The organism is Haloarcula nitratireducens, assembly GCF_019599505.1.
Window position 1 is genome coordinate 1,141,270 of sequence record NZ_RKLT01000001.1, and the last position, 26,695, is coordinate 1,167,964.

32 protein-coding genes are annotated in these 26,695 nt (G+C 67.4%); 16 read left to right on the top strand and 16 right to left on the bottom strand.

Translation table 11 applies throughout. From position 1 onward, the window contains the following. Positions 1–53: 53 nt before the first annotated feature. From EGH23_RS05795 to EGH23_RS05805, 3 genes are all read right to left on the bottom strand, one after another. Complete coding sequence (locus tag EGH23_RS05795; protein ID WP_220579048.1) at positions 54–587, bottom strand: mechanosensitive ion channel domain-containing protein; 534 nt, start codon at positions 585–587, stop codon at positions 54–56. 31 nt (positions 588–618) lie between these two features. Continuing rightward, complete coding sequence (locus EGH23_RS05800; RefSeq protein WP_220579049.1) at positions 619–915, bottom strand: DUF7116 family protein; 297 nt, start codon at positions 913–915, stop codon at positions 619–621. 78 nt (positions 916–993) lie between these two features. Continuing rightward, complete coding sequence (locus EGH23_RS05805) at positions 994–1,233, bottom strand: DUF5816 domain-containing protein (RefSeq protein ID WP_220579050.1); 240 nt, start codon at positions 1,231–1,233, stop codon at positions 994–996. A 71-nt stretch (positions 1,234–1,304) separates the two neighbouring features. On the opposite strand from EGH23_RS05805, the gene EGH23_RS05810 reads away from it, so the two are divergent. Continuing rightward, positions 1,305–2,663: a bifunctional metallophosphatase/5'-nucleotidase gene (locus EGH23_RS05810; RefSeq protein WP_220579051.1), complete on the top strand. Its 1,359-nt coding sequence runs from the start codon at positions 1,305–1,307 to the stop codon at positions 2,661–2,663. A 32-nt stretch (positions 2,664–2,695) separates the two neighbouring features. Next, a complete protein-coding gene (locus tag EGH23_RS05815) occupies positions 2,696–3,148 on the top strand; it encodes a universal stress protein (RefSeq protein ID WP_220579052.1) in 453 nt (150 codons plus the stop codon). Here the strand turns inward: EGH23_RS05815 and EGH23_RS05820 are convergent. Next, a complete protein-coding gene (locus tag EGH23_RS05820; RefSeq protein WP_220579053.1) occupies positions 3,100–4,179 on the bottom strand; it encodes a mechanosensitive ion channel family protein in 1,080 nt (359 codons plus the stop codon). The two genes, EGH23_RS05815 and EGH23_RS05820, sit on opposite strands and share 49 nt — an antisense overlap. A gap of 76 nt (positions 4,180–4,255) precedes the next feature. Between EGH23_RS05820 and EGH23_RS05825 the strand changes: the two genes are divergently transcribed. After that, positions 4,256–5,002, top strand: a complete 747-nt coding sequence (locus EGH23_RS05825) for a proteasome assembly chaperone family protein (protein WP_220579054.1) — start codon at positions 4,256–4,258, stop codon at positions 5,000–5,002. A gap of 125 nt (positions 5,003–5,127) precedes the next feature. Continuing rightward, complete coding sequence (locus tag EGH23_RS05830; RefSeq protein ID WP_220579055.1) at positions 5,128–5,322, top strand: DUF8106 domain-containing protein; 195 nt, start codon at positions 5,128–5,130, stop codon at positions 5,320–5,322. 16 nt (positions 5,323–5,338) lie between these two features. Here EGH23_RS05830 and EGH23_RS05835 read toward each other — a convergent pair whose 3' ends face one another. Then, complete coding sequence (locus EGH23_RS05835; protein WP_220579056.1) at positions 5,339–6,190, bottom strand: eIF2B alpha/beta/delta subunit family protein; 852 nt, start codon at positions 6,188–6,190, stop codon at positions 5,339–5,341. A 142-nt stretch (positions 6,191–6,332) separates the two neighbouring features. Here EGH23_RS05835 and EGH23_RS05840 point away from each other — a divergent pair, with 142 nt between their 5' ends. Continuing rightward, positions 6,333–6,767: a type IV pilin N-terminal domain-containing protein gene (locus EGH23_RS05840; protein WP_236044617.1), complete on the top strand. Its 435-nt coding sequence runs from the start codon at positions 6,333–6,335 to the stop codon at positions 6,765–6,767. A 24-nt stretch (positions 6,768–6,791) separates the two neighbouring features. On the opposite strand, the gene EGH23_RS05845 is transcribed toward EGH23_RS05840, so the two are convergent. From EGH23_RS05845 to EGH23_RS05855, 3 genes are all read right to left on the bottom strand, one after another. Next, positions 6,792–8,246 carry an RtcB family protein gene (locus EGH23_RS05845; protein WP_220579057.1) on the bottom strand — a complete coding sequence of 485 codons (1,455 nt, stop codon included), beginning with the start codon at positions 8,244–8,246 and terminating at the stop codon, positions 6,792–6,794. Between the two features lie 81 nt (positions 8,247–8,327). Then, a complete protein-coding gene (locus EGH23_RS05850) occupies positions 8,328–9,425 on the bottom strand; it encodes a DoxX family protein (RefSeq protein WP_220579058.1) in 1,098 nt (365 codons plus the stop codon). A gap of 24 nt (positions 9,426–9,449) precedes the next feature. Then, positions 9,450–10,604 (bottom strand): DUF502 domain-containing protein, encoded by a 1,155-nt coding sequence (locus tag EGH23_RS05855; RefSeq protein ID WP_220579059.1) that lies wholly within the window; start codon positions 10,602–10,604, stop codon positions 9,450–9,452. Between the two features lie 90 nt (positions 10,605–10,694). Here EGH23_RS05855 and EGH23_RS05860 point away from each other — a divergent pair, with 90 nt between their 5' ends. The 5 genes from EGH23_RS05860 to EGH23_RS05880 all read left to right on the top strand — a co-directional run bounded on the left by EGH23_RS05860 (position 10,695) and on the right by EGH23_RS05880 (position 15,138). Next, a complete protein-coding gene (locus tag EGH23_RS05860; RefSeq protein ID WP_220579060.1) occupies positions 10,695–11,174 on the top strand; it encodes a GNAT family N-acetyltransferase in 480 nt (159 codons plus the stop codon). 45 nt (positions 11,175–11,219) lie between these two features. Beyond that, positions 11,220–12,398 carry a DNA primase small subunit PriS gene (gene priS, locus EGH23_RS05865; RefSeq protein ID WP_220579061.1) on the top strand — a complete coding sequence of 393 codons (1,179 nt, stop codon included), beginning with the start codon at positions 11,220–11,222 and terminating at the stop codon, positions 12,396–12,398. Next, positions 12,395–13,366 (top strand): hypothetical protein, encoded by a 972-nt coding sequence (locus EGH23_RS05870; protein ID WP_220579062.1) that lies wholly within the window; start codon positions 12,395–12,397, stop codon positions 13,364–13,366. Before priS ends, EGH23_RS05870 begins: the two co-directional genes overlap by 4 nt. A 264-nt stretch (positions 13,367–13,630) precedes the next feature. Beyond that, complete coding sequence (locus EGH23_RS05875; RefSeq protein ID WP_236044618.1) at positions 13,631–14,527, top strand: phosphatase PAP2 family protein; 897 nt, start codon at positions 13,631–13,633, stop codon at positions 14,525–14,527. A 122-nt stretch (positions 14,528–14,649) separates the two neighbouring features. Then, entirely contained in the window at positions 14,650–15,138 is a 489-nt protein-coding gene (locus EGH23_RS05880) for a TspO/MBR family protein (protein WP_220579063.1), read from the top strand. On the opposite strand, the gene EGH23_RS05885 is transcribed toward EGH23_RS05880, so the two are convergent. Further along, the gene (locus tag EGH23_RS05885) at positions 15,135–16,256 is read right to left on the bottom strand and encodes a S1C family serine protease (protein WP_220579064.1); all 1,122 of its coding nucleotides are present in this window, start codon (positions 16,254–16,256) and stop codon (positions 15,135–15,137) included. The two genes, EGH23_RS05880 and EGH23_RS05885, sit on opposite strands and share 4 nt — an antisense overlap. 77 nt (positions 16,257–16,333) lie before the next feature. On the opposite strand from EGH23_RS05885, the gene EGH23_RS05890 reads away from it, so the two are divergent. Beyond that, positions 16,334–16,597 carry a hypothetical protein gene (locus EGH23_RS05890; protein ID WP_220579065.1) on the top strand — a complete coding sequence of 88 codons (264 nt, stop codon included), beginning with the start codon at positions 16,334–16,336 and terminating at the stop codon, positions 16,595–16,597. A 74-nt stretch (positions 16,598–16,671) separates the two neighbouring features. Further along, entirely contained in the window at positions 16,672–17,391 is a 720-nt protein-coding gene (locus EGH23_RS05895) for a metal-dependent hydrolase (RefSeq protein ID WP_220579066.1), read from the top strand. Here the strand turns inward: EGH23_RS05895 and EGH23_RS05900 are convergent. Next, positions 17,388–18,278: an NAD(P)-dependent oxidoreductase gene (locus EGH23_RS05900; RefSeq protein WP_220579067.1), complete on the bottom strand. Its 891-nt coding sequence runs from the start codon at positions 18,276–18,278 to the stop codon at positions 17,388–17,390. The genes EGH23_RS05895 and EGH23_RS05900 overlap by 4 nt on opposite strands. An 84-nt stretch (positions 18,279–18,362) precedes the next feature. On the opposite strand from EGH23_RS05900, the gene EGH23_RS05905 reads away from it, so the two are divergent. Both EGH23_RS05905 and EGH23_RS05910 read left to right on the top strand, forming a co-directional pair. Beyond that, positions 18,363–18,758, top strand: a complete 396-nt coding sequence (locus EGH23_RS05905; RefSeq protein WP_220579068.1) for an OsmC family protein — start codon at positions 18,363–18,365, stop codon at positions 18,756–18,758. Between the two features lie 73 nt (positions 18,759–18,831). Continuing rightward, positions 18,832–19,293, top strand: coding sequence for a DUF5799 family protein (locus EGH23_RS05910; protein ID WP_220579069.1), 462 nt, complete (start codon positions 18,832–18,834; stop codon positions 19,291–19,293). On the opposite strand, the gene EGH23_RS05915 is transcribed toward EGH23_RS05910, so the two are convergent. Next, positions 19,290–19,439 carry a DUF7557 family protein gene (locus EGH23_RS05915; protein WP_164509599.1) on the bottom strand — a complete coding sequence of 50 codons (150 nt, stop codon included), beginning with the start codon at positions 19,437–19,439 and terminating at the stop codon, positions 19,290–19,292. The two genes, EGH23_RS05910 and EGH23_RS05915, sit on opposite strands and share 4 nt — an antisense overlap. A 117-nt stretch (positions 19,440–19,556) precedes the next feature. On the opposite strand from EGH23_RS05915, the gene EGH23_RS05920 reads away from it, so the two are divergent. Continuing rightward, positions 19,557–20,339, top strand: coding sequence for a class I fructose-bisphosphate aldolase (locus EGH23_RS05920; protein WP_220579070.1), 783 nt, complete (start codon positions 19,557–19,559; stop codon positions 20,337–20,339). A gap of 6 nt (positions 20,340–20,345) precedes the next feature. Further along, complete coding sequence (locus EGH23_RS05925; protein ID WP_220579071.1) at positions 20,346–21,470, top strand: hypothetical protein; 1,125 nt, start codon at positions 20,346–20,348, stop codon at positions 21,468–21,470. A 19-nt stretch (positions 21,471–21,489) separates the two neighbouring features. On the opposite strand, the gene pfkB is transcribed toward EGH23_RS05925, so the two are convergent. The 5 genes from pfkB to leuC all read right to left on the bottom strand — a co-directional run bounded on the left by pfkB (position 21,490) and on the right by leuC (position 26,683). Continuing rightward, positions 21,490–22,398: a 1-phosphofructokinase gene (gene pfkB, locus EGH23_RS05930; RefSeq protein ID WP_220579072.1), complete on the bottom strand. Its 909-nt coding sequence runs from the start codon at positions 22,396–22,398 to the stop codon at positions 21,490–21,492. Continuing rightward, complete coding sequence (gene glpR / locus EGH23_RS05935) at positions 22,395–23,162, bottom strand: HTH-type transcriptional regulator GlpR (protein ID WP_220579073.1); 768 nt, start codon at positions 23,160–23,162, stop codon at positions 22,395–22,397. The genes pfkB and glpR overlap by 4 nt, the downstream gene beginning before the upstream one ends. An 82-nt stretch (positions 23,163–23,244) precedes the next feature. Beyond that, on the bottom strand, positions 23,245–24,276 hold the full coding sequence (locus EGH23_RS05940) for an isocitrate/isopropylmalate dehydrogenase family protein (RefSeq protein ID WP_220579074.1): 1,032 nt from the start codon (positions 24,274–24,276) through the stop codon (positions 23,245–23,247). A gap of 344 nt (positions 24,277–24,620) precedes the next feature. Then, positions 24,621–25,265: a 3-isopropylmalate dehydratase small subunit gene (gene leuD, locus EGH23_RS05945; RefSeq protein WP_220579075.1), complete on the bottom strand. Its 645-nt coding sequence runs from the start codon at positions 25,263–25,265 to the stop codon at positions 24,621–24,623. After that, complete coding sequence (leuC, locus tag EGH23_RS05950) at positions 25,262–26,683, bottom strand: 3-isopropylmalate dehydratase large subunit (RefSeq protein WP_220579076.1); 1,422 nt, start codon at positions 26,681–26,683, stop codon at positions 25,262–25,264. Before leuC ends, leuD begins: the two co-directional genes overlap by 4 nt. Between the last annotated feature and the right edge of the window lie 12 nt (positions 26,684–26,695).

The window sequence follows — 26,695 nt, forward strand, 5'->3', positions numbered from 1 at the left end:
AGCGAACATAAGTATCGCGTGTCAGACGGTGGGACACCGCGTGAACCGCAGATTCAATCGCCGGCACGTACTTTCGTCCACTGTTGTTCGATGTCGGCGTTCGCTCTGACGACGACGTTCCCGTCCACGTCGAAGCGCGTCTTGCGCAGTTCGATGGCGAGCACCTCGCCGGTGGTGTCCTTCACCGTGACCGTGTCGCCGGGGTTGAAATCCGGGTCGCGCAGGAGGTAGACGCCGGAGACGGCGTCGGCGATCATATCGGAGAGGGCGTAGGAGACGCCCAATGCCAGAAAGCCCGTCGCCGTCCCGAGCGACGCCGCGACGAGGGTGAGACCGACGATAGAGAGAAAGGAGAGACCGACGCCGAACCAGAGGAACACGAGGACGAGGCTGGCGATGAACTGCCGATACACCGGGGCTTCGCCCGGCAGTGCCCGTCGGAGAACAGCCCTGACGGCGAGCATGACGAGTTTGATACCGACCGCCGCGATGGTCAGGAAGACGAGTCCCGCGAGGACGTTCGGAAGCGTCTCGCGGATGCTACCGAGCAACTGTTCGAGCGCGGAGACGACGACGCTGGCTTGCACGCCCGACGGTTGGACCCGTCGCCCTAAGGTGCTACGGGTGAACGACGTCGTAGCCGCCGTCCTCGCGGACGCCGATGACGGCCCAGTCGTACGCTACGTCCATACCGCCGAGACGTCGGCGGAGGTCGGGCGCGTCGGCCGCCCACGTGACGAAACAGCGCAACTCCCCTGTCTCCGGAAGTGTCTCGCTGTCTTCGACGACGGTGACGTGGACGTCACGCCACTTGTGTTCGGCCCGGAGACCGGACTCTGTTCGCGACACGGTGTACCCGATGTCGTCGAAAATCGACTGGGCTCGCTCGCCGAGGGATGTGGTAACGACCCCCATCTGCTAGGGCCTACCAGTGGGGGTGGTATAAACGTTTACACCTGACAACGTCTCTATAATTATCGGCTGGTTACCAGCTCACTCGTGGGCCGCGTCCCACTCTTCGGCCTTCCGGAGGTTGCTGCACTCGTTACAGCGGATGCGTCCCATCGCGTCCATCGCGTTGTTGAACGTCTCGCAGTTGCCACAGAAGTAGCCCCAGCGCCGCTCGCGGTCGGTCTCGACGTAGACGGTGTAGAACGGCCCTTTCGTCCCGATGTCGCCGTCCTCGCGGTCCACGAAGAGCGTCTCGCCGTCCGGTCCAGTGCGTTCTTCCATACGGACGGGTCGGGTTCGAACGCCTAATTCACTGCGGAACCGATTTGTCGAGCGGGCCCCTACGGCGGGTAATGGGTCCTCGCCTCCTCCACTACTCCGACGTCGAGAGCGCCCACGACGACCCCGACCGAATCGGGCGGTTAGCCGGAACGCTGACCTCGCTGAACGACGCCGAGACGCTGCTCGTCGGCAGCGGCGACGACACCGCGCCGGGCGTCCTCTCGATGGTGACGGAGGGACGGCAGTCGCTCGACTTCTTCGCGGCGGTCGAACCCGACTTCGAGACCTTCGGCAACCACGATTTCGACCACGGACTCGACGCCACGCGCGAAATCGTGGAACGCTCCCCGCAGACGTGGCTGACCGCGAACGTCCGACGAGACGGCGACCGATTCCTCGCCGACGAGACCGAATCGCGGGCGCTGCGAAAGGTGGCCGGCACCGCCGTCGGGTTCGTCGGCGTGACCAACACCGCCACCGGGGCCGCCAACCCCTCGGCCGAGCCGCTGACCTTCGCCGACCCGTTCGCCGCCGTCGCCGACGCCGCGGCCGCGCTCAGAGCGCAGGGCGCCGAACTGGTGGTCGTCGTCTCGCACCTCGGGCGGGACGACGACGAACTCGCGCGCCGCTGTGACGCGGACGTGATCCTCGGCGGGCACGTCCACGAGCGACGGATCGACCGCGTCGACGGCACGCTACTCGCGCGCCCGGGGTCGAACGGTCACGCCGTCGTCGACGTCGACCTCGGCGGCGCGCGACCGACCGCCCAGTTCCGGGCCGTCGACGAGGGAGAGCGACTGGAGTCGGTCGCGTCGGCCGTCGAGGGCCGCCTCGCCGAGACGGGACTGAACAAGGTCGTCGCCCGCGTCGAGGACCCGATCTCGTGCGAGCGGGCGGACGCCTACGGCGGCGAGAGCCGCATCGGTAACGTCGTCGCCGACGCCTACCGCTGGGCGACCGGCGCGGACGTCGGCCTCCAGAACGGCGGCGGCATCCGGCGCGACGAGTCGCCGCTCGCGGGCGACGTGACCGTCGCGGACCTCGTCTCGGTCGTCCCCTTCGAGGAACCGGTCGTCGTCGCCGAGGTCACGGGCGCGGAACTCCGAGCGATCTGCCGGGAGGCCAGTGGCCGCGTGGTCGACCACGGCGACCCCGAGTGGTGGCACGCCCACGTCAGCGGCCTCGAACTGGTCTGGGACCGCGAGAGGCAGTCCGTCGAACGGCTTCGCGTCGGCGGCGAACCGGTAGCAGACGGGGAGACGTACACGCTCGCCACCTCGGAGTACCTCCTGCACACGACCGTCGAGTTCCCGACGCTGACCGAGTCCCACCGCGTCGCCGCCCACGACCTCCAGTACGAGGTGCTCGCCGACTACGCTCGCGGCGAGGGCATCGACGCGTCGGTGACCGGCCGCGTGGTGCGTCGCTAGGGATTTAACCCCCGCCGTCGAACTCTCCGTCGATGCCACAGGTCGTCGTCCCGGTCCGGTATCCGCTCTCCGAGAACTCGCGTGCGACCCTCGCAGCGGCCGTCGAGGTCGCCGAGGACGAGGACGCTGACCTCACAGTTCTGCACGTCAACCTCTATCAGGGCGGGCACAACGTGTCTCGCTCGCAACTGAAGAGCGCCGTCGAGCGGGAGTTCGGTCATCTGCCCCGGACGCGCTACGTCGTCCGTTCGGGGATGCTCGTCGAGGAGACGATCCTCGACGAGGTCGCCGCGCAGGACGCCGACGTGGTCGTCATCGGCGACAAGCAGGTGGGCCGCTGGCGGTCGATGATCCGCCGCCTCGTGGACGACCCGGACATCGAGCACTACCTCCGGGACGAACTCGACTGCGACGTGGTCACCGTCAGCCCGGACAGTCAGCCCTCGCGGTACTCACCGCCGTCGTCGCGGTCCTCCGACGACTGAGCGTCGGCAGGCACGTCCCGCTCCGGGTCCCTCGCCGCGTCGGCCGGCGGCCGCCCGGCGAGTCGGTCGCGGTTCTCCACCGACACCTGCATCTCCCCGCTCGTCTCGTCGAAGTACAGGTGCGAGTGCGGGTAGGCGATCTCCACGTCGGCGTCCTCCAGGGCGTCCCAGACGTTGGTCTGGACCTTCGAGCGCGTCGCCAGCAGTTTGTACGGCTCGGTCACCCAGTAGCGGACGGTCAGGAGGACGCCGTGGTCGCCGAAGTTGTTGATGTACGCCGTCGGCGCGGCCGGATAGCGGGCGGCCCCCACGCGAATGTTCGGCCCGCCCTCGATGACGTTGTCCACGTTCCGCGCGGCCCGCTCGATGAGCGACCGCGCCTCGGGGATGTCGCTCTCGTAGGTCACTAATACGTCGAGCGCCAGGCGGGTCCGGGGGTCCTCCGCGGAGTAGTTGACGACGTCGCGGTCCCGCATCGATCCGTTCGGGATGACCAGAAACGTGTTGTCGAGCGTGAACACCTTGGTGTGTCTGAGCGTGATGTCCTCGACGAAGCCGGTCTGTTCGCGGTCGGCGAGCTCTATCATGTCGCCGATCTCGTACGGCTGGTCGGCCAGCAGGAAGACCCCGGAGATGAAGCTGCCGACGATGGGCGCGACGACGACACCGATGACGGCCGAGAAGACGGCCACCGAGAGCCCGATGTCGCTGATCTCCAGGCCGTAGATGCCCATGATGGTGAGCAGTGCGAAGATGTAGACGGCGACGCGTATCCCCCGGAGGACGGTCCGCGTGAGGCTCGGGCGGCGGAACTGCTGAGCGACCCGGCGACCGAGCAGTCGGACCAGCAGTCGAGAGACGCCGTAGGCCAGCGCGATGACGACGATAGAGGCGAGGAGGTCCGCGGCCCACGTCGGGATGTGGAACGGGAGCCACGAGAACAGCGTCTGCGTCACTTCCGCGGGGGTCTCCGTGGGCGTGGGGGCCGCGGTCCCGTCCCCCTGAAACAACCGGACGTGGCCGGAACGCATGGCGTACAGTCCACGGTCACACGAAAAAAGGGTTCCCCTCCCGAAACGATTAGCCGACAGGAAGCGACTGTTCGGTATGGCGACAGATGAGACGCGGACGCCGCGCTTCGAAGCGACAGCCGAACCGCCCGAGATCGAGACGCTCGTCCTCGGGTTCAGCGAGTACGGACTCGCCGGTCTGACCGCCGTCGACTACCTGATCGACCAGTTGTCGATGACCCAGGTCGGCCACCTCGAAGGGGGCGGGCCGCCGCTGATCACGCCGTTCGAGAACGGCGTTCCGCGCCACCACACCCGGGTGTACGCTCACGCCGACGCCTCGCTCGGCGTCGTCATCAGCGAGCGGTTCGTCCCGGTACAGACCGCCGAGCCGTTCGCGGACGCCGTCGACGCCCTCTACGCCGACCTGTCGCCGACGAACCTGACGATTCTCTCGGGCGTCCCCGTCGCGCACGGGCCGGAGGACCACGTCCCGTTCTACATCGCCACCGAGGACTACCGGGACCGCTACCTCGCCGACACCGACATCCGCTCGATGGGGACCGGGTTCTTAGACGGCGTCACCGCCGAACTCGTCGCCCGCGGCATCGAGGACGACGAGCGTCCCGTCGGCGTCTTCACGACGCCCGCCCACCCGCAGGCTCCCGACGCCGCCGCCGCGATTCGCCTCGTGGACGCGCTCGCTCGCACCCACGGTATCGAGGTCGACACCGAACCGCTGGAGGCCTTCGCGGCGAACGTCGAGGCGCAGTACCGCGCGCTCGCCGAGCGGATCGAAGCCGCCGAGGCGGAGGAGACGCCGGACGACCGAATGTACATGTAACCGCGCCCCGAGAAGACATATCACGAATTCGTTAACGGTCTTCGGTGGGGGACGGGGGCGTCTTCAGTGAATGATTAAACAGTTCACCAACAAATACTTCCGGCCGCGGTGCGTCCCTCTAGTCGATGACCTCCATCGAAACTCGCGCGGTAGACGCCGCCGACACCGAGCGGCCGCGCCAGCGGCGGCGCAAGGGCGTGTTGTTCTGCCCGGCCTGTGGTCACGAGAGCCACGTCGGGGAGAACTGGGCCGTCGACCGCACCGGCGACGAGCGCGCTCTGCGCTGTCCCGAGTGCGAGACAGTCGTCAGTGACCGATAACCGACCGGCCCTCTCTTCAGTATTCGTGAATCGTCTCGTCCGTGACGACCGAGTCGAGTAGCTCGACCGGCGTCGCGTCGTAGGCCGGATTGGCCACGTCGAATCCCTCGGCCGGTTCTAACAGCACTTCCGACGGCGAGCGGAACTCGTTCTCGAAGGCGAACGCGCCGTCGACGTACTTCGAGTCGGCACCGACCACCGTCATCGGGACGCCCGTGTCGTTGGCCGCCGTGGCGATGGGATACGTTCCGACCCGGTTGTACAGCATATCCTCGACGATACAGTCCATGCCGACGACGACGCGGTCGCACTCGGGCATGAAGTGACCGGCGGCGCTGTCGACGACGAGCGTCACGTCCACACCGTCGCGCTCGGCGAGTTTCCGCGCGGCCTTCCGCCCGAGATACCGCGGCCGGGACTCCGTGGCGTACACTTCGAAGGAGTGACCGGCCGCCAGCGCGTCGTCGATCGCGGTCATGACCGTCGAGGAGTAGTCGTGGATCAACAGCACGTCGTCGTCCGCGATGAGCGTCGCGGCGCGGGCCGCGGCGCGCTCTTTCGCCGACTCCACCTCGTCGACGACCGACTCGATGGCTTCGAGCGTGAGCCGTTTCGCCGTCGAGACGTCGGCGGGGTCGGCGTCGGTCACCGTCTCGACGATCTCGTGCTGCGTGCTGTACAGCGACGCGTGCGAGGGGTTCGCCCGCCGGAGGGCGTTGCTGTTGCGGTCGAGGGTGCGGAGGTACTCCTCGACGGTGGGGAACTCTCGTTCGGTCAGCGTCCGCAACGCCTCCGCCGCCTTGATGGCGACGACCGAGGAGCCGTGCGTCTGCATCTCCTCGATCTCCTCGACAGTCTCGTCTATCATACGGTTCGCTGTGACCCGAACCGACATGTGTCTTCCCCTCGTCGGAGCGGTCCCTCCCCGCGTCTCCACCGAGGGCGGTGGTTTTCCCCGATGATAACGGGCCGAACAGCATTTAACGTGGTCTGTCTATATCTCGAGCAGGATGGGGTCGCGCAGTCTCGACGACGACACGGTCGCGATGTCCGAGTCTATCGGCGTCGCCGTCCTCGTCGGGATGACGATCCTCGTGACGGCGGTCGTCGGTCTGAACGTCCTCGTCGTCGACTCCGACGCCGGGGAGGGGCCGCAGGCGAACTTCACCTACGACTACGTCGAGAGCAACGAACTGCTCATCGTCACCCACAGCCGCGGCGACGCGCTCGAAGCGGGCAGCATCGAGTTCGAAGGGCCGGACGCCACGACGACGTGGGCCGCGGTGGCGAACCGCAACGAGACGGCGATGGTCGAACCCGGCGACCTCGCGCAGTTGAGCAGCGGCAACGCCTACGGCCGGCGGGTGAGCGGGAGAGACACCGTTACGATTTACTACAACCAGAGCGGCAACCGGACGCGGCTCGACCGGTGGAACGGCGGGTGAGCGGCCTCGCCTTTTCGAACCGCCTCACCCCTTGATGTTGCAGACCGGGAACGTCCGGGCGACCCGTTCGCCGATCCCCAGCGCGTCCGAGACGCGGATCACTTCGTCTACGTCCTTGTAGACCCCCGGCGCTTCCTCCGCGACGGTCGCGCCCGACTGGGCCTTGACGTAGACCTGCTGTCGTTCGCGCAGGTCGTCGCGCACGTCTTCACCCCAGAACTCCTGTTTGGCCTGCGTTCGACTCATCAACCGCCCCGCCCCGTGGGCCGTCGACCCGAACGTCTCGTCCATCGAGCGCTCGCCGCCCCGGAGGACGTACGACCCCGCTCCCATGCTGCCGGGGATGATGACCGGTTGACCCACGTCGGCGTAGGCGGGCGGGAGTTCGGGCCGACCGGCCGGGAACGCCCTCGTCGCGCCCTTCCGGTGGACGTACAGCTCCCGGTCCTCGCCGTCGACGGTGTGGACCTCCTTCTTGGCGATGTTGTGTGCCACGTCGTACAGCAGTTCGAGGTCCGTTCGTGCCACGTCGAACACGTCGGTCAGCACGTCGCGGGTGCGGTCCATGACGAGCTGTCGATTCGTCCACGCGAAGTTGATGGCCGCGCACATCGCGCGGTAGTACTCGTCGGCCAACTCTGACCCGGCGGGAGCGGCCGCCAGTTCCTTATCGGGCAACTCCGCCAGCAGGTCGCCGTGGGTCTGCTCTATCTTCCGGAGGTAGTCGGTGCACACCTGATGGCCGAGCCCGCGCGACCCGCAGTGGATGAGCACGACGATCTGGTCCGGTTCGAGGCCGAACTCCCTTGCCACGTCCTCGCGGTAGACGTCGGTCACGCGCTGGACCTCCAGGAAGTGGTTGCCCGACCCGAGCGAGCCGACCTGCGTCTTCCCCCTGTTCTTGGCCTTCTCGGAGACGGCGCTCGCGTCGGCCTCCGGGCGATACCCCTCGTCCTCGCAGTGTTCGAGGTCGGACTCGGTGGCGAGCCCGTTCTCCAACGCCCAGTCCATCCCCCGTTCGAGGATGGCTTCGACGTCTTCGACGGTCCCCTCGTAGACGCCGCCGCCGCCCAGCCCCGACGGGACGGCCTCGAACAGGCGGTTCACCAGTTCCTCCTCGTGGCCCTGCACGTCGTCGTACTCGAGGGGAGTCGTCAGCATTCTGACGCCGCAGTTTATGTCGTATCCGACCGCTCCGGGCGAGATACAGCCGTCCTCGGCGTCGATGCCGGCGACGCCGCCGACCGGGAAGCCGTACCCCTGGTGGCCGTCGGGCATGCACAGCGCGTGCTTGCGGACGCCCGGGAGGTGCGCGGAGTTCTTCAGCTGTTCGAGGGTCTTGTCGTCGCTGATCTCGTCGAGCAGTTTCTCGCTGGCGAGGACGCGCGCGGGGACGCGCATCCCCCCTTGCTGCGGGATCTCCCAGACGTACTCGCGGATCTTTTCGAGCGTGACCTCGCCCGCGTCGTATGTCGTCATAGGTGAAGGTCCGACGCGGACGGTCAAATGAGTATGGTCGGAGTGGTCCGGCGCTCGGAGCGGGCCGCGGCGCGGCCGAACTCAGTCGGCGGGTGAGACCGTCTCGTCGTCGCCGTCCAGCGCCGGCCGGCCGATACGGTGGTCCAGCGAGAACGGCCCGGCACCCAGCGTGAACACGGCCGAGGCCATCCCGAAGAGGGTGACGTGGGCCAGCACCGGGTCGTCCGGCAGGCCGAACAGCGTCGTCGTGAACAGGACGAACGACGCCGCGGCCGCGCCGCGGGTGAAGAAGCCGGCTATCAGCGCGAGCCCGACGGCCATCTCGGTCACGCCGGCGCCGACGACCCAGAGACCGGGGTCGACCGGGACGACGGCGGTGAGGTCGTACTTCTCGACGACCAGCAGGGCGCTGCCCGGGTCCGCGAGCTTCTGAAACAGGCCCAGATAGACGAAGGAGAGCCCCATCCCGACCCGGAGAATCGTCGGGACGTATGCCCGGTAGGGGTCGGTCGCGTCGTCGAGGAACGCCTTCAGGTGGTGGATCGGATCCACGCGGCCGTAGTAGGTTCCCGGGGTGCTCGCCACGTCCTGTAACATGTCGTCGGCGCTCGGACGTCCGCCACCGACGACGAGCAAGGAGAGGAAGATGGGGACGTACTCCACCGCGAGGACGACGGCGGGGTCGGCGGTGAACGCCCACGCGTAGGTGAGCAGGCCGACGGCGGAGACGATGCGCGTCGCGAGGCCGAAGAGGACGCAGAATCCCAGCCCGATGAACAGCACCCGCAGGAGCGGGTTCGCGCTCAGGTCGAAGGCGACCGTCGGCGCGAACAGATACCCCTGAAAGCCGGCCCCGACCAGCGGCAGGCCGCAGGCCAGTCTGAGCATCCACGGGACGAGGTCGGCGTAGCCGGCGAGTTTCTCCCGGAGGACGACGATATCGGTGATAGTCGGTCGCACCCACAGGTACGCGGCGACGGTAATCGCACCGACGACGGCGACGCCGCCGAAGAGGAGCGCGTTGGTCGGGTTCGAGAGGACTTCGAGGAGGAAGGCGAGGGCGTTCGTCGCCGCGCCGGGGCCGTCGGTGACGTAATCTACGTGCGCCGCCGCGGGCCGGCTGAGAACGGTGACTACCAGCGCGGCACCGACCGCGCCGCGTATCGAACGAGTGACCATATCGAACCTCGGACAGGCGGGTACCTAACCCTGTTCCTCGCCGCTCCCCTCGTCCGGCTCGATGTCTTCGGGGTGGTCGGCGTCGTCGCCGAGGGTTCCCTCGCCGCGCTCTACGTCCGCCGGTCGGTCGGCGTCGTCGCCGATGGTCCCCTCACCCCTCTCGATGTCCTCGGGACGCGAGGCGTCCCGCCCGACGTTTGTGTCGCCCCGGCCGATGTCTTCGAGGCGCTCGGTGTCGTTCCCGATGGTCCCCTCGCCCCGTTCGAGGTCGGTCGGGTACTCGGCGTCGCGGGTGGTCGCCGTGTCCTCGGTGTGTTGGCGAGCGACGCCCTCGGGCGTGTCCGCGTGTTCGGGGGAGACGTCGTCGCTGTAGGCGTCCTCCCGCTTCGAGATGCCGGTCCGCGGCGTCGGCTCCCGCGTCGCGTCCGAGGGCCGATATTGGGCCTCCGCGGGGTGACCGACGCCGGGGACGGAGCTGGACTCGCCGATCGGCCGCGAGATGTTCCCCTCGCCGATGGCGACGCCGCTGGTGACGATGGAGCGGACGCCCTCCTCGACGGTCATGTCCGCGTCGTACACCCGGTCGATGTCGACGTGGATGACGTACCCGCCCATCACCGGGTTCGGTGCCATCGGCATGAACAGCGTCACCATCTCCTCGTTGCCCGTCGCGTCCTCGATGGACCGGGGCGTGCTCGCGGTGACGAACGCGACGGTGTAGGACCCTCTTGTCGGGTACTCGACGAGGACGACGTCCTTGAAGCTCTGGGTGTCGTTGTCGAGCAGCATCTCGCTCATCTCGTCGAAGCTCCGGTACAGCGACCCGATGGCCGGGATTCGCTTCATCATCGTGTCGAAGACGTCCTCGATGCGCCCGCCGCCGGGCTGGCGCTCCGCGATGAACCCGATACCGAACATGGCGGCGACGAAGACGACCAGCGCCAGCACTTTCACCAGATACGCCGGCGTCTCGGCGGGGTTGATCTCCGACCCCGAGATCCGGAACGTGAACGCGACCACCGGGTCCAGCACGTTCGAGAGAGAGTTGACGACGAACCCGATGATGAGCAGCGTAACTATCAGCGGAATCATCATCGCGAAGCCCGTGATGAACGCCTGCCGAACCGACTTCTTCACCGTCGTCGGCGCGACCTGCTCGGGCACCCTCCTATCAGTCATGCCAATCCGAAGTAGGCGGAGAGAGAAAAAACTGTACGTCAGCGTATCGGGCGGTGGAATTATATTCGTGCCCCTACTACCACTGGGCCAGTGAGCGTCAACATAGAGACACGGGTCATCGACCGGGGGAGCGACGAGTACGTCGATGCCGCGTGGCGTCTCAAGGAGACCATCCGACAGGAGGACGGCGTCCTCCGGCAGCGACGGGGATTCTTCCGGAACGCCTACCGACGCTCGACGGTCTACCTCTACATCGACCGCCCTACGGACTCTCTCGTCGGCTTCGCGGCCGTCCGGCGGGACGGCTACATCCTCTTTCTGGCCGTGGACCGCGACTACCGCGGCGACGGATTCGGCAAGCGCCTCGTCGCGCGCGTCGCCGAGGACTACGGCAGCGTCACCTGCCACGCGCGCTCGACGAACGAGTCGGCCCTGGAGTTCTACAAGCACATCGGCTTCGAGGTGCGCCGTCGCATCGACAACTACTACGAGGACGGCGGCGACGCCTACTACCTCAAACTCGGCGAGCAGACGATCACCGACAAGCTCTCGCAGCTCCTGCGCGGGTAGCGGAATCCGTATCCTTTTGAACGGGTCTCCCTAACCGAGTAGCCGATGGAATCGCGGACGCAAACGTATCTCCGCGGCCGGTTCGGCGACCACTATCGACAGGCCGATATCTCGCCGCCGCCGGCCGCGAACGAGCGCGAGTGGGGGTTCATCCCGTGGACCGACGGTCCCGGCGAGACGATGGTTCGCCATCGCTCGCTGCTCGACCTCGGCGACGTCGAGGCGTTCCTCGGCCGCAAGAAGCCCCGCCACGTCTACTTCTCGGCGGGCCGGTACGACGACCCGAGCGCCTCGCCGATGAGCGAGAAGGGGTGGCGCTCTTCTGACCTGGTCTTCGATCTGGACGCCGACCACCTCCCGTCGGTCACGCTCGGGGAGGACACCTACGCCGAGATGCTGTCGAAGTGTAAAGACGCCCTCCTCCGATTGCTGGATTTCCTGGAGAACGACTTCGGCTTCGAGGACCTGACCGTCGTCTTCTCGGGCGGGCGGGGCTACCACGTCCACGTCCGCGACGAGGGAATCCGCGGCCTCGAACGCGACGCGCGCCGCGAGATCGTCGATTACGTCCGGGGCATCGGGCTGGAGTTCGACGAACTCGTCGACGCGGAGACGGTGGCCGGCACCGCCGGCCGGTCCAGCCCCGCCGAGAAGCGGACGCTGACGACCGAGGGCGGCTGGAGCGCTCGCGCGCACCGACACATCCTCGCGGAGGTCGACCGGCTGCGCGAGATGGACGAGGACGACGCGATCGCCCGACTACGGCAGTACGACGGTATCGGCGAGGGGAAGGCGACCGCCGCGCTCAACGCCGCCCGGGACAACTACGACCAGTTGGCCGCCGGCAACATCGACGTCCACTCCGCGTTCTACCAGATCTCGAAGGTGCTGGCCCTCGAAGCGGTGGCCGCCGACAACGCCCCGATCGACGAACCGGTCACGACCGACACGAACCGCCTCATTCGCCTCCCGGGGTCGCTCCACGGCGGCAGCGGTCTCGAAGTCCAGCGCATCGACCGCGACGCCATCGAGGCGTTCGACCCGCTTTCCGACGCCGTGCCCGAGACCTTCCGCGGCCACGAGATCACCGTCGAAGTGACCGAGGGCGGCCTCGTGGAACTGGATGGGGATAGCTTTACGGTGGAGGCGGGTCATCACACAGTACCAGAGCACGTGGGCGTGTTCCTGATGGCCCGCGGCCGCGCTGAGAAGGGGGCAGAATGAATCTCGACGAACTCCAATCGGTCCAGTCACGCGAGCGCCAGACCGACCAGCTACAGCAGCTGCGCTCGACGTTTTACGAGGAGGCCGGGACGTTCGTCGCCCAGCTCAGAGAGGAACGCGACCGCGCGGCCGACCGCGCCGACGACCCCTTCGACTCGCCGGAGGTCAACCGGCTGACCGACGACATCAAGACCGCCGAGCAGACCGTCGAGGCCATCTACGAGCGCCGCATCGGCAAGATCGTCAAGATGGCGTCGCTCGCGGCCGCCGACATGCCGACCGAGGACGACGGGCTGACACGGGAGGAAGAGCACCTCTTCGAGTCGATGGTCGACTCCATCGAGTCGAACCGCGAGCACGTCCTCGACGTCATCGCGGGCGACGCGCCCGCCGGGGCCGTCGGCGGCGACTCGCCGGCCACCGACGACGCCGACTCGCCGGCCACCGACGACGCCGAGAGCGAACCGACGGCGACCGCCGACCAGTCGGGCGAGCGAACCGCGGACCCCGCCCCCGACCAGATGCCCGACGCGGTGCCCGACCCGCCCGAGCAGGACGGCGAGGCGACACAGGAGGCGGCGAGCGTCGACGCCGCCGACGTCATGGGCGGCGGCGACGGGCGATCGTCCGGTGGCGGAAACGAGGGGGCGGGGGCGGAGACGCAGACGCCGCCACCGGAACGAAACCCCGACCGACCGTCCGACGAGGCCGCGGCAGCCCTCGGGGACGCCGACGGGACTACCCCGTCGCCGCCGACCGAGGACGACGACTCGGACGCATCGGCGGAAACCGACGGGGCGACGGCGGCCGACGTCGAGCGAAAGACCGTCCGCATCACCGACGACGTGGGCGAGATATTCGGCGTCGACCAGCGCGAGTACGACCTCTCGACCGACGACGTGGTGACGCTCCCCGCGGATAACGCCGACCCGCTGGTCGAGCGCGACGCGGCCGAACCGCTGGAGTAGCCGAACGCGGTTCTTCGTCCGAGGCCCGGACCAGTCCTCGCCCCCGCTATTGGCTCGATACAGTGATTCTACGAATCGTCTGCGGTGATCGTCTGGTAGCTGTAGCTCGATAGCTCGGGCGTCATCGACCGTTCGGAGCCATTCCACTTACCCGTGTTGCGTCCCAACTGCCGCCGGATCAGTAGTGTCTCGAACACAGCCCTCCATCGGTAGCTGTACTCGATGGACTGCTCCCAGCCTCGAGACGGACGGTGAGTCATACAGATGGTAGCGGACGGACGAGCGATCGGAATCACCGAGTTCCTGCAGGTGCACGAGGGGCCGCTACTCGTCCTCTTCGCGCTGCTCACGCAGTTGAGCGACGTCTGGTTTCTCTTCCTCCTCGGCGGCGTGCTCTACATCACTGGTGACGAGCTGCCTCGCTGGGGTATCGACCGACGTCGAGGGCTGTTCGTGCTGGCACTGGTCGTCGCGTACATCGCCCTCATCGGTGTCCTGAAGAACTTCTTCTTACTCCCGCGGCCTGCCGGCGCCGGCGAGGCACCGATCGTTCGGTGGCTCCCGTCGGCGGTTCGCCCCGTGTTCGTGAGTACAGCGACGGCGGATGGTCCCGGGTTCCCGAGCGGGCACGCATTCGGAAGCGTGCTGTTCTGGGGCGGGCTGGCGTTAGTGCTCGACCGGTGGAAACGCCGAACGCGACTCGGCATCGCGAGCGGCGTCGTTCTCCTGGTCTCGTTCTCGCGGCTCGCGTTGGGAGTGCACTACGCCGTCGACGTCGTCGTCGGCATCGTCCTCGGTGTGCTGGTCCTCGGCGCGTTCTACTGGGCGACCGATCAGGGAACCGACCCGGGACGCCTCTTTCTGATTACTGCGGTGATAGGGGCGCTCGGACTGCCGTTGAGCGTGTCCTTCGATAGCGTCGCGGCGGTCGGTGGAGCGATAGGGGGCTGGCTCGTGTGGTGGAGAGTTGCCGAGGCGACACCGGCCCATCCGACTCAGCGACGGGAGGTGGCCGCCGGTTTCGCGGTGCTGGGACTCGCAGCCGGGCTCTTCGGTGTTCTCTACGTATTCCAGCCGTCGCTTCCGCTGACCTTCGTCGGGGTAGCGGTCGCCGTCGGCGGAACTGTCGGCGCTCCGTTGCTCGGCGAAAGGCTGACGTAGTGGTATATTGCACAGCCACCGCAGGTGAGCACGTCTCACCGGCGATGAAAGCGGTCTCTCCGTGAGTTCTCTTCCACCGTAACGGCCGTAGCTATACGTGCCTCTCCGACCAAGGGAGCCGTATGACCGCGACAGCATCCTTCGAGCGAGGAGACCTTCCCGGTGCGCTCCTCGCCGTCGTCCTCGTCAACCTCGTCGGCGCGGCCCCCGCCGCCCTCGGCGGCCCGGACTCCGCGTGGTTCCAGAGCCTGACGAAACCCGCTATCTATCCGCCGTCGTGGGCGTTCGGCGTCGTCTGGACGCTGCTGTTCACGCTGATGGGCGTCGCGCTCTATCTCGTCTGGCGGGCGGAAACGTCCCGCGAGCGCCGGATCGCGCTCGGTCTGTTCGTCGCGCAGATGGCGTTCAACGTCGCGTGGACGCCGGTGTTCTTCCAAGCACGGAACCTCGCGCTGGCGCTCGCCGTCATCGCGGCGCTGCTCGCGTCGCTAGTTCCGACTATCGTGGCGTTCCGGCGCGTCGACCGCCGCGCCGGCTACCTGTTGGTTCCGTATCTCCTCTGGGTCGTCTTCGCCGCCGTCCTGAACTACCGGTTCCTCGCGCTGAACTAGGGCCGCGGGCGCGTCCCGAGTTCTAAATCGACCGTCCGCTGTCGGCCGTCGCGGGTCAGCGTGACCGAGATCGTATCGCCAGGGCGGGTCTCCAGCGCGAGGAACGTCGCCAGCGCCTGTCGAGTCGGCGTCGGCGTGTCGTCGAGGCGGCGAATCACGTCGCCGCCGGCGGGGACTGCGGTACCGGCGACCGACCGCGTTCGGTCGGAGCCTTCGAGGACGCCGGCGGCCGGGCCGCCGGGGAGGACGCGGTCGATGTAGACGCCGCTCGCCGGCTCCAAGTCGTTCGCACGGGCCAGTAGCGGGGTCACGCTCTGGAGCGTCACGCCCATGTAGGAGTGGCGGTAGCGCCCGTCCTCGACGAGCGCCGGGACGACGCGCCGGCAGAGCGCCGCAGAGATGGCGAAGGCGACGTTGTCGCCGCCGCCGGAGTTGATGACGCCGAGGACGTCTCCGTCGAGGTTCACGAGCGGGCCGCCGCTGTTGCCGGGGTTGACCGCCGCGTCGGTCTGGATGGCGGCGGCGATGGAGAAGTCGTTCGCGCTCCGGAGGGTCCGGTCGACGCCGCTAACGATGCCCTCCGAGACGGACCCCGAGAGACCGAAGGGGTTGCCGATGGCGACGACCCGCGTCCCCACTGCCGGGTCCCGCCGGACGAACGGCAGCGGCGTCGCGCTCTCGGGGACGTTCCGGGCTCGCAACACCGCGAGGTCGCTGTAGACGTCCGTCCCGACGACCGACACCTCCCGCCAGCCGGTGTCCGCAAATCGGACGTAGAACCGGTCGCCGCCGGAGACGACGTGCTCGTTCGTGACGAGGTGCTCGCCGTCGACGAGAAAGCCGCTCCCCTCCGAACCGCGGCCGTCGCGCGCGTAGACGCGAACGGAGACCACGGAGTCGGCGACCGCTCGGTAGACGTCCGTGTAGACGCTTCCCGACTGCTGTGTCGCGTTCGTCGACTGTCGGGCGGCGGAGCCGCCCGCGTCGGTGGTGATGCCGCCCGCTTCGGAACCGTTCGAATCGCCCGTCTGTCCGGGGGTCTGACAGCCCGCGGTTCCGGCGAGCGCGACGCCGACCGTGCCGAGAAACCCGCGGCGGGACACGCGGTCGTTCGTCATGTCGACCCGTTAGGACAGCGAGCGAATAAAGCCCCGGTCGGGGCAAACTACTATACGAACGCTCGCGAATGCGGCGTATGGCCGGCGACGCATCGTCTGAGTCACACCCCTCGCCCGGATTCGTCCTCCCCGGCCTGCGCTGCGCCGCTGAGATGGCGCTGGTCGGCATCATCGTCGGGCTGGTGGGCCTGCCGACGGAGAGTCCGCTCGTCCTCGCCGCCGTCGCGCTGACCGCGCTGTTCGGGATGGTCGTCGTCCTCTTCTGGGCGCTCAACCGGCACGTGCGCCGGTGGATCCGCTACGCGCAGGGGAAGCCGACGCGGTTGAGCATATTCGACTGACGGCGATCGAATCGCGTGGGTCAGCAGTTGCGGTGTACCATTAAGTGCCAGCCACGAGTACGTCCGAGCGAATCATGGAACTCACCTGGCACGGCCACTCGACGTGGCACGTCGACGTAGACGGGACGGAACTGCTCATCGACCCGTTCTTCGACAACCCGCATACGGACACGGACCCGGAGGAGATCGACCCCGACTACATTCTGCTGACACACGGGCACGCCGACCACATCGGCGACGTGGACCGCTACGAGGGCAGCGGTCTCGTCGCTACACCGGAGCTCGTCGAGTACTGCGAGGACAACTTCGGCGATTTCCGCGCCGTCGGCGGCATGGGAATGAACCTCGGCGGCACCGTCGAGATCGGCGACGCTTTCGTCACGATGCACCGCTCGGACCACTCGAACGGCATCGACACGTCCTACGGCACCACCGGCGGGATGCCCGCCGGGTTCGTCATCTCCGATACGAAGCCCACGCAGATCAGCGACGAGGAGTCGACCACGTTCTATCACGCCGGCGACACCGGTCTGATGACGGAGATGCGCGAGGTCATCGGTCCGTACCTCGAACCGGACGCCGCAGCGCTTCCCGTCGGCGACCACTTCACGATGGGACCGATGCAGGCCGCCATCGCCACCGACTGGCTGGACGTGGACACCGTCTTCCCGATGCACTACGACACGTTCCCGCCCATCGAGATCGACACCGACGACTTCGTCAAAGAGGTCAAGGCCGTCGGCAGCGACACCGAAGTCGAGGTCTTAGACGGCGACGAGACGTTCGAGCTCTAGTCCTCGCGGACCGAGACGTCCGCCGTCTCTTCGAGCGGTTTTATCACCGCCGCCATATCCTCTTCTCCGTAGCCGCGGGCGCGGGCCGCGCTGAACGCTTCGCGTGCCGCCGCGGTCTGGGAGAGCGGGACGCCGATATCGCCCGCGCGGTCCAGCGCCAGCGAGAGGTCCTTGAACTGGTAATCGACCGGGAACCGCGAGTCGAAGTCGCCGTCGGCGATGGTCGCCCCCTTGCCGGCGAACAGCGGGCAGTCGAGCGCGCCGTTCTCGATGACGGTGCGCATGTCCGACACCGAGAGGCCGTTCTGCCGACCGAAGACCAGCGCCTCGGCGAACGCGCTCATCGCGTCGCCCAGCAGGAGATTGACGAACAGTTTCATGTTCGTCCCCTGCCCGACGTCGCCGCAGTGGACGACCGGGTCGCACATCGCCTCGAGGACCGGTCGAACGCCCCCGACGACCGCTTCGTCGCCGCCCGCCAGCCCGACCAGCGTCCCCTCGCGCGCCGGGCCGACCGTGCCGGAGACGGGCGCGTCGACGAACCGGCCGCCCGCCTCGGTGACCATCTCCGCGGCGGCCAGCGTCTCCTCGTAGCCGATGGTGCTCATCTGGACGACGGTCGTCTCCTCGTCGACGCCGTCGAGAACGCCGAGGTCGCGTTCCAGCGCCTCGGCGACGGCGTCCCCGTCGCTGAGCATCAGACAGACCACGTCACAGCGCTTGGTGAGGTGTTTCGGCGAGTCCGCAACCGAGATCCCCGCCTCGGCGAACGGTTGCTCGCGGTCGGTCGTCCGGTTGTACACGACGAGGTCGAATCCCGCGTCGTCCAGGTTCCACGCCATCGGCGCGCCCATCGCGCCGAGACCGATGAAGCCGACGTTCGTCATACCCCGCCAGTTCGGCCGCCATCGGTTTATACCCTCTCTCGTCTGGCAACGTTTAGGAGGGAGGCGCGAGACGGTCCGAACGCTATGGCAGATATCGAAGTCACCAGCACGTGCGAGGAAGGGTACACGGTAGAGAGCGTCATCAACGGCGAGTGGGAACTCGTCGTCGACGCCCTGAGCAACGACGGGCCGTCGGCCAACGAAGTGCTCGCGGCCGACTACGCCTCCTGTTACATCCCGGCGTTCCGCGTCGCCGCCGACGAACACGGCTACGACGACGTGGGGAACATCGAGGTCGACGTCGAGGCCGAACTCGACGACGACGACGACCTCGTCTCCATCGCCTTCGACATGGAGGTAGAGGAGGACCTCGGGGACGACGAGCGGGACGTCGTCGAGCGCGGCGAGGAGATCTGTCACGTCCACTCGGCGCTGCGCGAGGAGCTTCACGCCGACATCTCCATCGAGTCGGGCGTCTGAAACGGTCGAGAACCGGCGTTTTTCAGCGCTTTCTCGGGAAACGCTCATTGATGCGGGGGGCAAACACCGACTCATGAGTGACAATCACTGGACCGACCGTATCGCGGGCGAGCGGATGGCAGTCGACCAGTCGTTCAACGAGAAGGTCACGGCGTCCTCCTTTTCGAACCAGCAGTGGGGCCTCGTGATGACGGCCGTCGAGTTCGAGATCGAGAACCCCGAGGACCCGGAGTCCGCGCGCGTCGTGGCCGACACGTCGAAGCTCCCGAGCATCATGCCGGAACTCGACCGCATCGACCAACAGCCCTCGATGCAGTCGGGCGGCGGGTCGGGCGGCGGTAGCGGCGGTGGTGGCGGCTTCCTCTCGGGCGTGAAAGACGCGCTCGGCTTCGGTGGCGGTGGCGGTTCTAGCAAGCAGACCGAGGAAGCCGAGGAGTTGGCACAGGAGTACGCCGAGGACCTCCAAGAGAAACTGGAGTCGAACGGGCGCTGGAAAGCGATCTGCGAACAGGCCCAATCGCAGTCGCAGAATTAGTACTCGTCGCCGCCGTGGAAGAGGGTCAGTTCTTCCGCTTCGTAGATATTGATGAGTTCGTTCACGAGTTCGTCGTAGGACTCGTCCTCGACTCGGAGGTCGTCCAGGCGCTGGATCGTCTCGTCGTCGAGTTCGACGGATGGCATGGTCGTCGGTACCCCTCGCACGTACTTAACCTTCGGGGCCGAGCAGAAACGAACTCGTTCAGTAGTAAAAAAACACGACCGAAAGCTGTTAGTGTTCGTTCTCGGTAATCCACCTGTATGCGACCACTGGGTAACTCACCGCTCGTTCGCAACGACAAGACGCTCGTGCTGGCTCACGACCACGGACTGGAACACGGTCCCAAGCAGTTCGGCGGCGTCGAGGAGCGCCTCGACCCCCGGGAAGTGTTCGAGATGGCGACCCACGACGCCGTCACGGCGCTGGCCGTCGGGAAGGGCCTCGCCGAGACGTACTATCCGAGCTACGAAGACGACGTGAATCTGCTGGCGAAGTTAAACGGCGGGTCCGACCTCTGGATGGGCGACCCCTACTCGCCGCAGAACTGGTCCGTCGAGTACGCCGCGGAACTGGGTGCCGACGCCATCGGCTACACGGTCTATCCCGGCGTGAACCGCGAGACGGACATGTTCGAGGACTTCCGCCCCGTACAGGAGGCCGCCCGCGACGAGGACCTGCCCATCGCCATGTGGTCGTACCCGCGCGGACAGGCCGTCAAGGAACACCGTAGCCGCGACATCATCGCCTACGCCGCCCGCATCGGCCTCGAACTCGGCGCTGACTTCACGAAGGTCAAGTACCCCCGCGACAAGGAGGCGATGGAACACGCCGTCAACGCCGCCGCGGACAACCGCGTCCTGCTCTCGGGCGGTTCGAAAACGTCGGACCGCGACTTCCTCGAACTCGTCGCGGACTGCATGGACGTCGGCGTCTCCGGTCTCGCCGTCGGCCGCAACGTCTGGCAGCGAGACGACCCCTACGACATCCTCGACAAACTCGACGAAGTCGTCTTCGAAGGAGCCGGTGCGGACGACGTCCTGTAGCCGGCTATGGACGAGTCAACTCGACGAGCAGTCGCCGCCGCGCGCGAGGAGTTCCCGACGGCGGCCGCGCTCGACGACGTAGAGCGCGGTCGTGCCGTCTTCGGGTTCGACGGCTACCTCGACCGCGTGCGAGAGATCGTCGCCGACCGTATCGACCCCGATACCTACGAAGGACTGTCGACTATCGCCGCGCTCGGCGACCGGGTGGCCGACTCGGTCGCCGCCGACAGTTCGCTCACCTTCGAGTGGCTTCAGCACGGCAACCGAACGGGCGGCCACACCTGTCACCTCGCCCGCGCGTTCGGCACGTGGTCGTTCGACCCGGTGATGGTCGGGATGTACGGCGATCCGGTCCACGACGCCTTCGCTTCGGAGTTCGACGATTACGAACTCCACTCGATGGGCGCCCCGGGCGTCACCGACGCCGTCGAGTTCGACGACGGCAAACTGATGCTGACCGAGGTCGGCGACACGATGGACCTCGACTGGGCGGGTCTCGACGAGCGATTCGGCCACGACAAACTCGCCGACCGACTCGACGGCGCGGCGCTGCTCGGGACCGGCTACTGGTCCGAGACGCCGAGCCTCCCGAATGTCCTCGAAGGACTGTGCGAGATATGGGACGAGATCACCGACCCACCGTCGCACGTCCTCGTCGACACCGGCGACGTACGGAAACTCGACGCCGAGGGACTGCGCGCCGGTCGGGAAGCCATCGGTCGGCTGAACGGGGTCACGGACGTCGTCGTCTCCTCGAACCGCGCAGAGACCGGCGTCCTAGCCGATGCCTACGAGGGAGAGTACGATCGTTCGTTCGAAGAAGCGGCCGAAGTCGTCTACGACGTGCTCTCGCCGGCGTGGTTCGTCGGCCACGGCGTCGACCGCTCCGTGGTCGTCTCCCCCGACGGCACGGAGAGCGTGGCCGTCCCCGCGGTCACGGACCCCGAGCTGACGACGAGTTCCGGCGACCACTTCAACGCGGGGCTCGGGCTCGGTCTCGTGAACGGCCTCTCCCCGGCGGCGGCCGTCGTCCTCGGGAACGCGGTCGCCGGGCACTTCGTCCGAACCGCGGACCAGCCGTCGCTCGCGGAGGTTCGCGCCTTCATCGACGACTACGACGGGAAGTTCTGAAACGGAAGTCAGTTCGGCTCTATAACTCCCGAACCGTCACCCGCTCTCGCAGCGCCTCGATGTCGTCGAAGGACGGAACGGCGGTACCGGCCCGTTCGACGAGTCGAGAGGAGACGGCGACGCCGTTCCGTAGCGCCGTCGCGTCGTCCTCTCCGTCCTCCCACGCGGCGACGACTCCCGAGAGGAGCGCGTCACCGGCACCGACGGTATCGACGACGTCCACGTCGAGGGCCTCGGCGTAGAGCAGGTCCGAGCCGTTCGCGAGTACCGCGCCGTCGCCGCCGAGCGAGGCAATCACGCGGTCGAACCCGCGGGAGCGGAACGAGTCCGCCGCGCGCGCACAGCCCTCGACGGTCGAGACATCGTCGCCCGTGGCCTCACCGAGTTCCTCGCGATTGGGCTTACAGAGGGCGTACTGCGCGTCGAGTTCTCGGAGCGCCTTCCCCTCCATGTCGACGACGGTCTCCCAGTCGCCCGCGGTGGCGACGGTGTCGACGTCCGCGACCGACAGTCCCGGCGGGAGGCTCCCGCCGACGAGGACGCGGTCGGGGTCCTGTTCTCGGACTCGCTCGACGACCGCGTCGAGGTCGCTCTCCTCGATCGTCGGCCCGTCGTGGTTGAGTTTGTACTCGACGCCATCGGCGAGCGCCGTCGTGTTGAGCCGCGTCGTTCCATCCACCTCGACGAACGCCGTCTCCACGCCGTCGGCCCGCATATCGTCGCGGATGAACGTCCCCGTGAACCCGCCGACGACGCCGGTGGCGACGCAGGGCTTCGCCATCGCCGTCAGGAACTGGGCGACGTTGATGCCCTTGCCACCGGCGTCGAAGCGGGCGTCGCTGGCCCGCATGACGTGGTCCGGAGCCATCGGTTCGTCGAACTGAATCGTCTGATCGACCGCGGGGTTGAACGTGAGCGTGACTATCATGCTGTGACACCTTCGACGACGACGTCGACGTCCGCCTCGGCGACCGCGTCCGCGAGCGCCGCCGGGAGCGCCTCGTCCGTGATGAGCATATCGACGTCCGACAGGTCCGCAAACGAGACGAAACTCCGCTCCCCGAACTTCGAACTGTCCGCGACGAGGACGACGCGACCGGCGCGTTCGACCATCTGGCGCTTGACGGCGGCCTCGGCCTCGTTCGGCGTCGAGAGGCCGACGGTCGCGTCCAGCGCGTTGGTCCCCAGGAAGAGGAGGTCGAAGTTCGTCCGGTCGAGGAAGGCCTCGGCGGTCGAGCCGACGAGCGCGCGCGTTCGCGCCCGCAGCGTCCCGCCGGTCAGTTTCACGTCGATCTCGCCGTCGGAGAGCTCCGTGGCGAGCTCCGGCATGTTCGTCGCGGCGACGTACCCCTCGTCGGGCGCGGCCCGCGCGACCTCCATCGTGGTCGTCCCCGCGTCGAAGAAGACGACCTCGCCCTCGCGGATCTCCTCGCTCGCCCGCGCGGCGATGGCCCGCTTCGCCTCTAAGTGTTCGACCTCGCGCTGGTCGTAGGAGCGCTCCGTGCCGACCGACGACGCGGGGACCGCCCCGCCGTGCGAGCGCTCGACGCGGCCCTCCTCTTCGAGGTCGCGGAGGTCTCGGCGGATCGTCGCCTTCGAGAACTCCAGTTCGTCGGCCAGCACGGAGACGGAACAGCCGTCTCGTTCCGTCACGAGCTGGACGATAGTTCGTTTGCGTTCGGCCGGGAGCATGCTGTTTCCCGTGATTGTTTCGCTTCGTTTTTACCACTTTCTATCGTCCCTTGCTCGTTTCTGAGTGAAGAAAACAGCGGGCCTACAGCTCGTCGACGACGGCGTCGGTGACGTCGGTCGTCCCGGCGTCGCCGCCGAGGTCCGGCGTGCGCGGACCGGATTCGAGGACCGACTCGACCGCGGTTCGCACGTGCTCGCCCTCCTCGTCGTAGCCGAGGTGCTCTAACAGCATCGCCGCGGAGAGGATCATCGCCGAGGGGTTGGCGACGCCCTCGCCGGCGATGTCCGGAGCCGACCCGTGGACGGGTTCGAACAGCGCGTTGTCCTCGCCGACGTTCGCCGACGGCAGGAGTCCGAGGCCGCCGACCAGTCCGGCCGAGAGGTCAGATAGCATGTCGCCCGCGAGGTTCGGACAGACGATGACGTCGTACTCCTCGGGCGTCATCACCAGATGCATCGCCAGCGCGTCCATCAGCGCGGTGTCGTACGTCAGACCGCTGCTCGCGGCTTCGCCGCTCGCTCGTTCGTCGGTGCGGGGCACCGACCGCTCCTCCGCCACCGCTTCGGCGGTTTCGAGGAACAGCCCGTCCGTCTGGCGCATGACGTTGGCCTTGTGCGCGATGGTCACGTCCTCGTAGCCGTTCCGCTTCGCGTAGTCGAAGCCGTACTCGGCGATATCGCGGGAGGCCTCCTCGGTAATCACGCGAGTGAGCGTCCGCACGCCCTCGGTGATCTCGCTCTCGATGCCGGTGTAGACGCCCTCCGTGTTCTCCCGGATGAACACGATGTCCGTGTCCGGCTGAACCGCGTCCAGTCCGGGGTACGACCGGGCCGGGCGGACGTTGGCGAACGAGCCGACGACCTCGCGAAGCGGGAGGATGACGTCGGCGGCCGTCTCGCCGGCCGCGCCGAACAGCGTCGCGTCGGCGTCGGCCGCGATGTCTCGCGTCTCCTGTGGGAGCGCCTCGCCGGTCTCCGCTTTGACCGCGTCGCCGGCGTCGCCCTCGACGAACTCGAAGTCGACCGTCTCGATGGCCTCCAGAACCTCGACGGCGGCGGGCGTGACCTCCTGTCCGATCCCGTCACCGGGGATGACCGCGATCTCGTGTGTCATGTGCGCCGAGAGGCGGGCGGCCGGTGAAAGTGGTTCGGTTCCGGTGCGTTACCGTATCAGGCCGCCGCGCCACCGTTACCGGCGAATCCGTAGCGGTCGAGGATAGCGAGGACCGGAATCGCTACTCGACGATGCGGTCCCGTTCGTGCCCCAGCGGCGCGATGTGGACCTCGCGTATCCGCTCCATAGGTGCCCTCGCTCCGGGAGACCGACTGTGTATCGCCTCTAGCGAGAGATGTAAGAGCGGGCGAGACTACTCACGCCGGAGAGATGAAACTCTCCGTAGTTGATCGTCGGCTTCTGCGAACCGGCCGCTCACGGCTCGAAAATGCAATTTCTCGCGGCTAATCGTCCGCTTCGACGTCCGACCGCGTCTGGTCGAGATACGGCAGCTGCGCGGCCGTCTCCTCGATGGCGTTGCGGTTGGCCTTCATCAGCGCCGTCGTGTCCCAGATGCCCTCGACGAGGGCCTGTCGCTGAGCGTCGTCAACGGAGACGTTCGCTTCGTTGCCGCCGTAGCGGACCGTCTCGGCCGCCACGTCGACCTCGATCTCCTTCTCGGGGTTGTCGTCGACCCACTGCTGGAGCGCGTTGATCGTCTCGTGGTCGGCGGTCACCGTCGGGATGCCGAGCGCGAGGCAGTTGCCCGCGAAGATCTCGGCGAAGCTCTCGCCGATGATGGCGTCGATACCCCAGCGCATCAGCGCCTGCGGGGCGTGTTCCCGAGAGGATCCACAGCCGAAGTTGCTGTTGACCACCATGACGTTGGCGTCCTGGAAGCGCTCCTCGTTCATCGGGTGGTCCTTCGGGTTGTCCTCGTCGTCGAAGCGGACGTCGAAGAACGCGAACTCGCCCAGGCCGTCGAAGGTAACGACCTTCATGAACCGCGCGGGGATTATCTGATCCGTGTCGATGTCGTTCCCGCGGATGGGGATGCCGGTCCCCTCGACGTAGTCGACCTCGGGGATGTCTTCCGTGGCGTCGCTCATGCCAAGGCCACCTCCTCTAAGTCGCGCACGTCGGACACCTCGCCGTTGATGGCCGCCGCGGCCACCATCCGGGGGTTCATCAGGACGGTGCGGCCGTCCTTGCTCCCCTGCCGGCCGACGAAGTTCCGGTTCGAGGAGGAGGCACAGGCCTCGTCGCCCTCCAGTTGGTCCTCGTTCATGCCCAGGCACATCGAACAGCCGGCGTTGCGCCACTCGAAACCGGCTTCCTCGAAGACGTCCTTGAGGCCCTCTTCCTCGGCGGTGCGCTGGACGCGCTGGCTGCCGGGGACGACGAACGCGCGCACGTCGTCGGCGACCTGCCGGCCCTTGACGATGCGGGCCGCGCGGCGCAGGTCGGGCATCCGCGCGTTCGTACACGAGCCGAGGAAGGCCACGTCGATGTCGTAGCCGTTCATCGTCTCGCCGGGTTCGACGCGCATGTGCTTCTGAGCGCGCCGAGCGGTGTCCTGCTTGTCCTCCGCTAAGTCTTCGGGGGCCGGAATCGGGTCGTCGATGCCGATGCCCTGACCGGGCGTGGTTCCCCACGTCACGACGGGGTCGAGGTCGCTCGCGTCGATCTCGACCACGTCGTCGTACTCGGCGTCGTCGTCGCTGCGGATGGACTCCCAGTACGGCTTCAGCTCCTCGAACTTCTCGGGGTTCTCTTGGAAGTAGTCGGTCTCTTTCAGCCACTCGACGGTGGTCTCGTCGGGATTGACGTAGCCCGCGCGAGCGCCGCCCTCGATGGACATGTTACAGATGGACATCCGCCCCTCCATGTCGAGGTTCTCGATGGCCTCGCCGGCGTACTCGTAGACGTAGCCGACGCCGCCCTCGGTACCGAGCCGGCGGATGATCTCGAGGATTATGTCCTTCGCTTCGACGCCCTCGCCGAGTTCGCCGTCGACCTCGATCTTCCGGACCTTCTGCTTCTCCATGGCGATGGTCTGGGTCGCCAGCACGTCCCGGATCTGGCTGGTCCCGATACCGAACGCCAGCGCGCCGAACGCGCCGTGGGTGGAGGTGTGGCTGTCGCCGCAGACGATGGTCTTGCCGGGCTGGGTGATCCCCTGCTCCGGCCCGATGACGTGGACGATCCCCTGATCGCCCGTCGTCGGGTCCGAGAACTCGATGCCCGCCTCGCGGACGTTCTCCTCGAGTTCGGACATCATGTTCTCGGCCGCGTCGTCGGCGTACGGACGGTCCTGGTTCGCCGTCGGGACGATGTGGTCGACCGTCGCGTGAGTCAGGTCCGGGCGCGCGACTTCGAGGCCGCGCTCCTGGAGCATCCCGAACGCCTGCGGACTGGTGACCTCGTGGATGAGGTGGAGGCCGACGAACAGCTGGTCCTGCCCGTTCGGCAGCGTCGTGACTTTGTGCCGGTCCCAGACTTTATCGTACAGGGTGCCTCGACTCATGCGAAATCACCG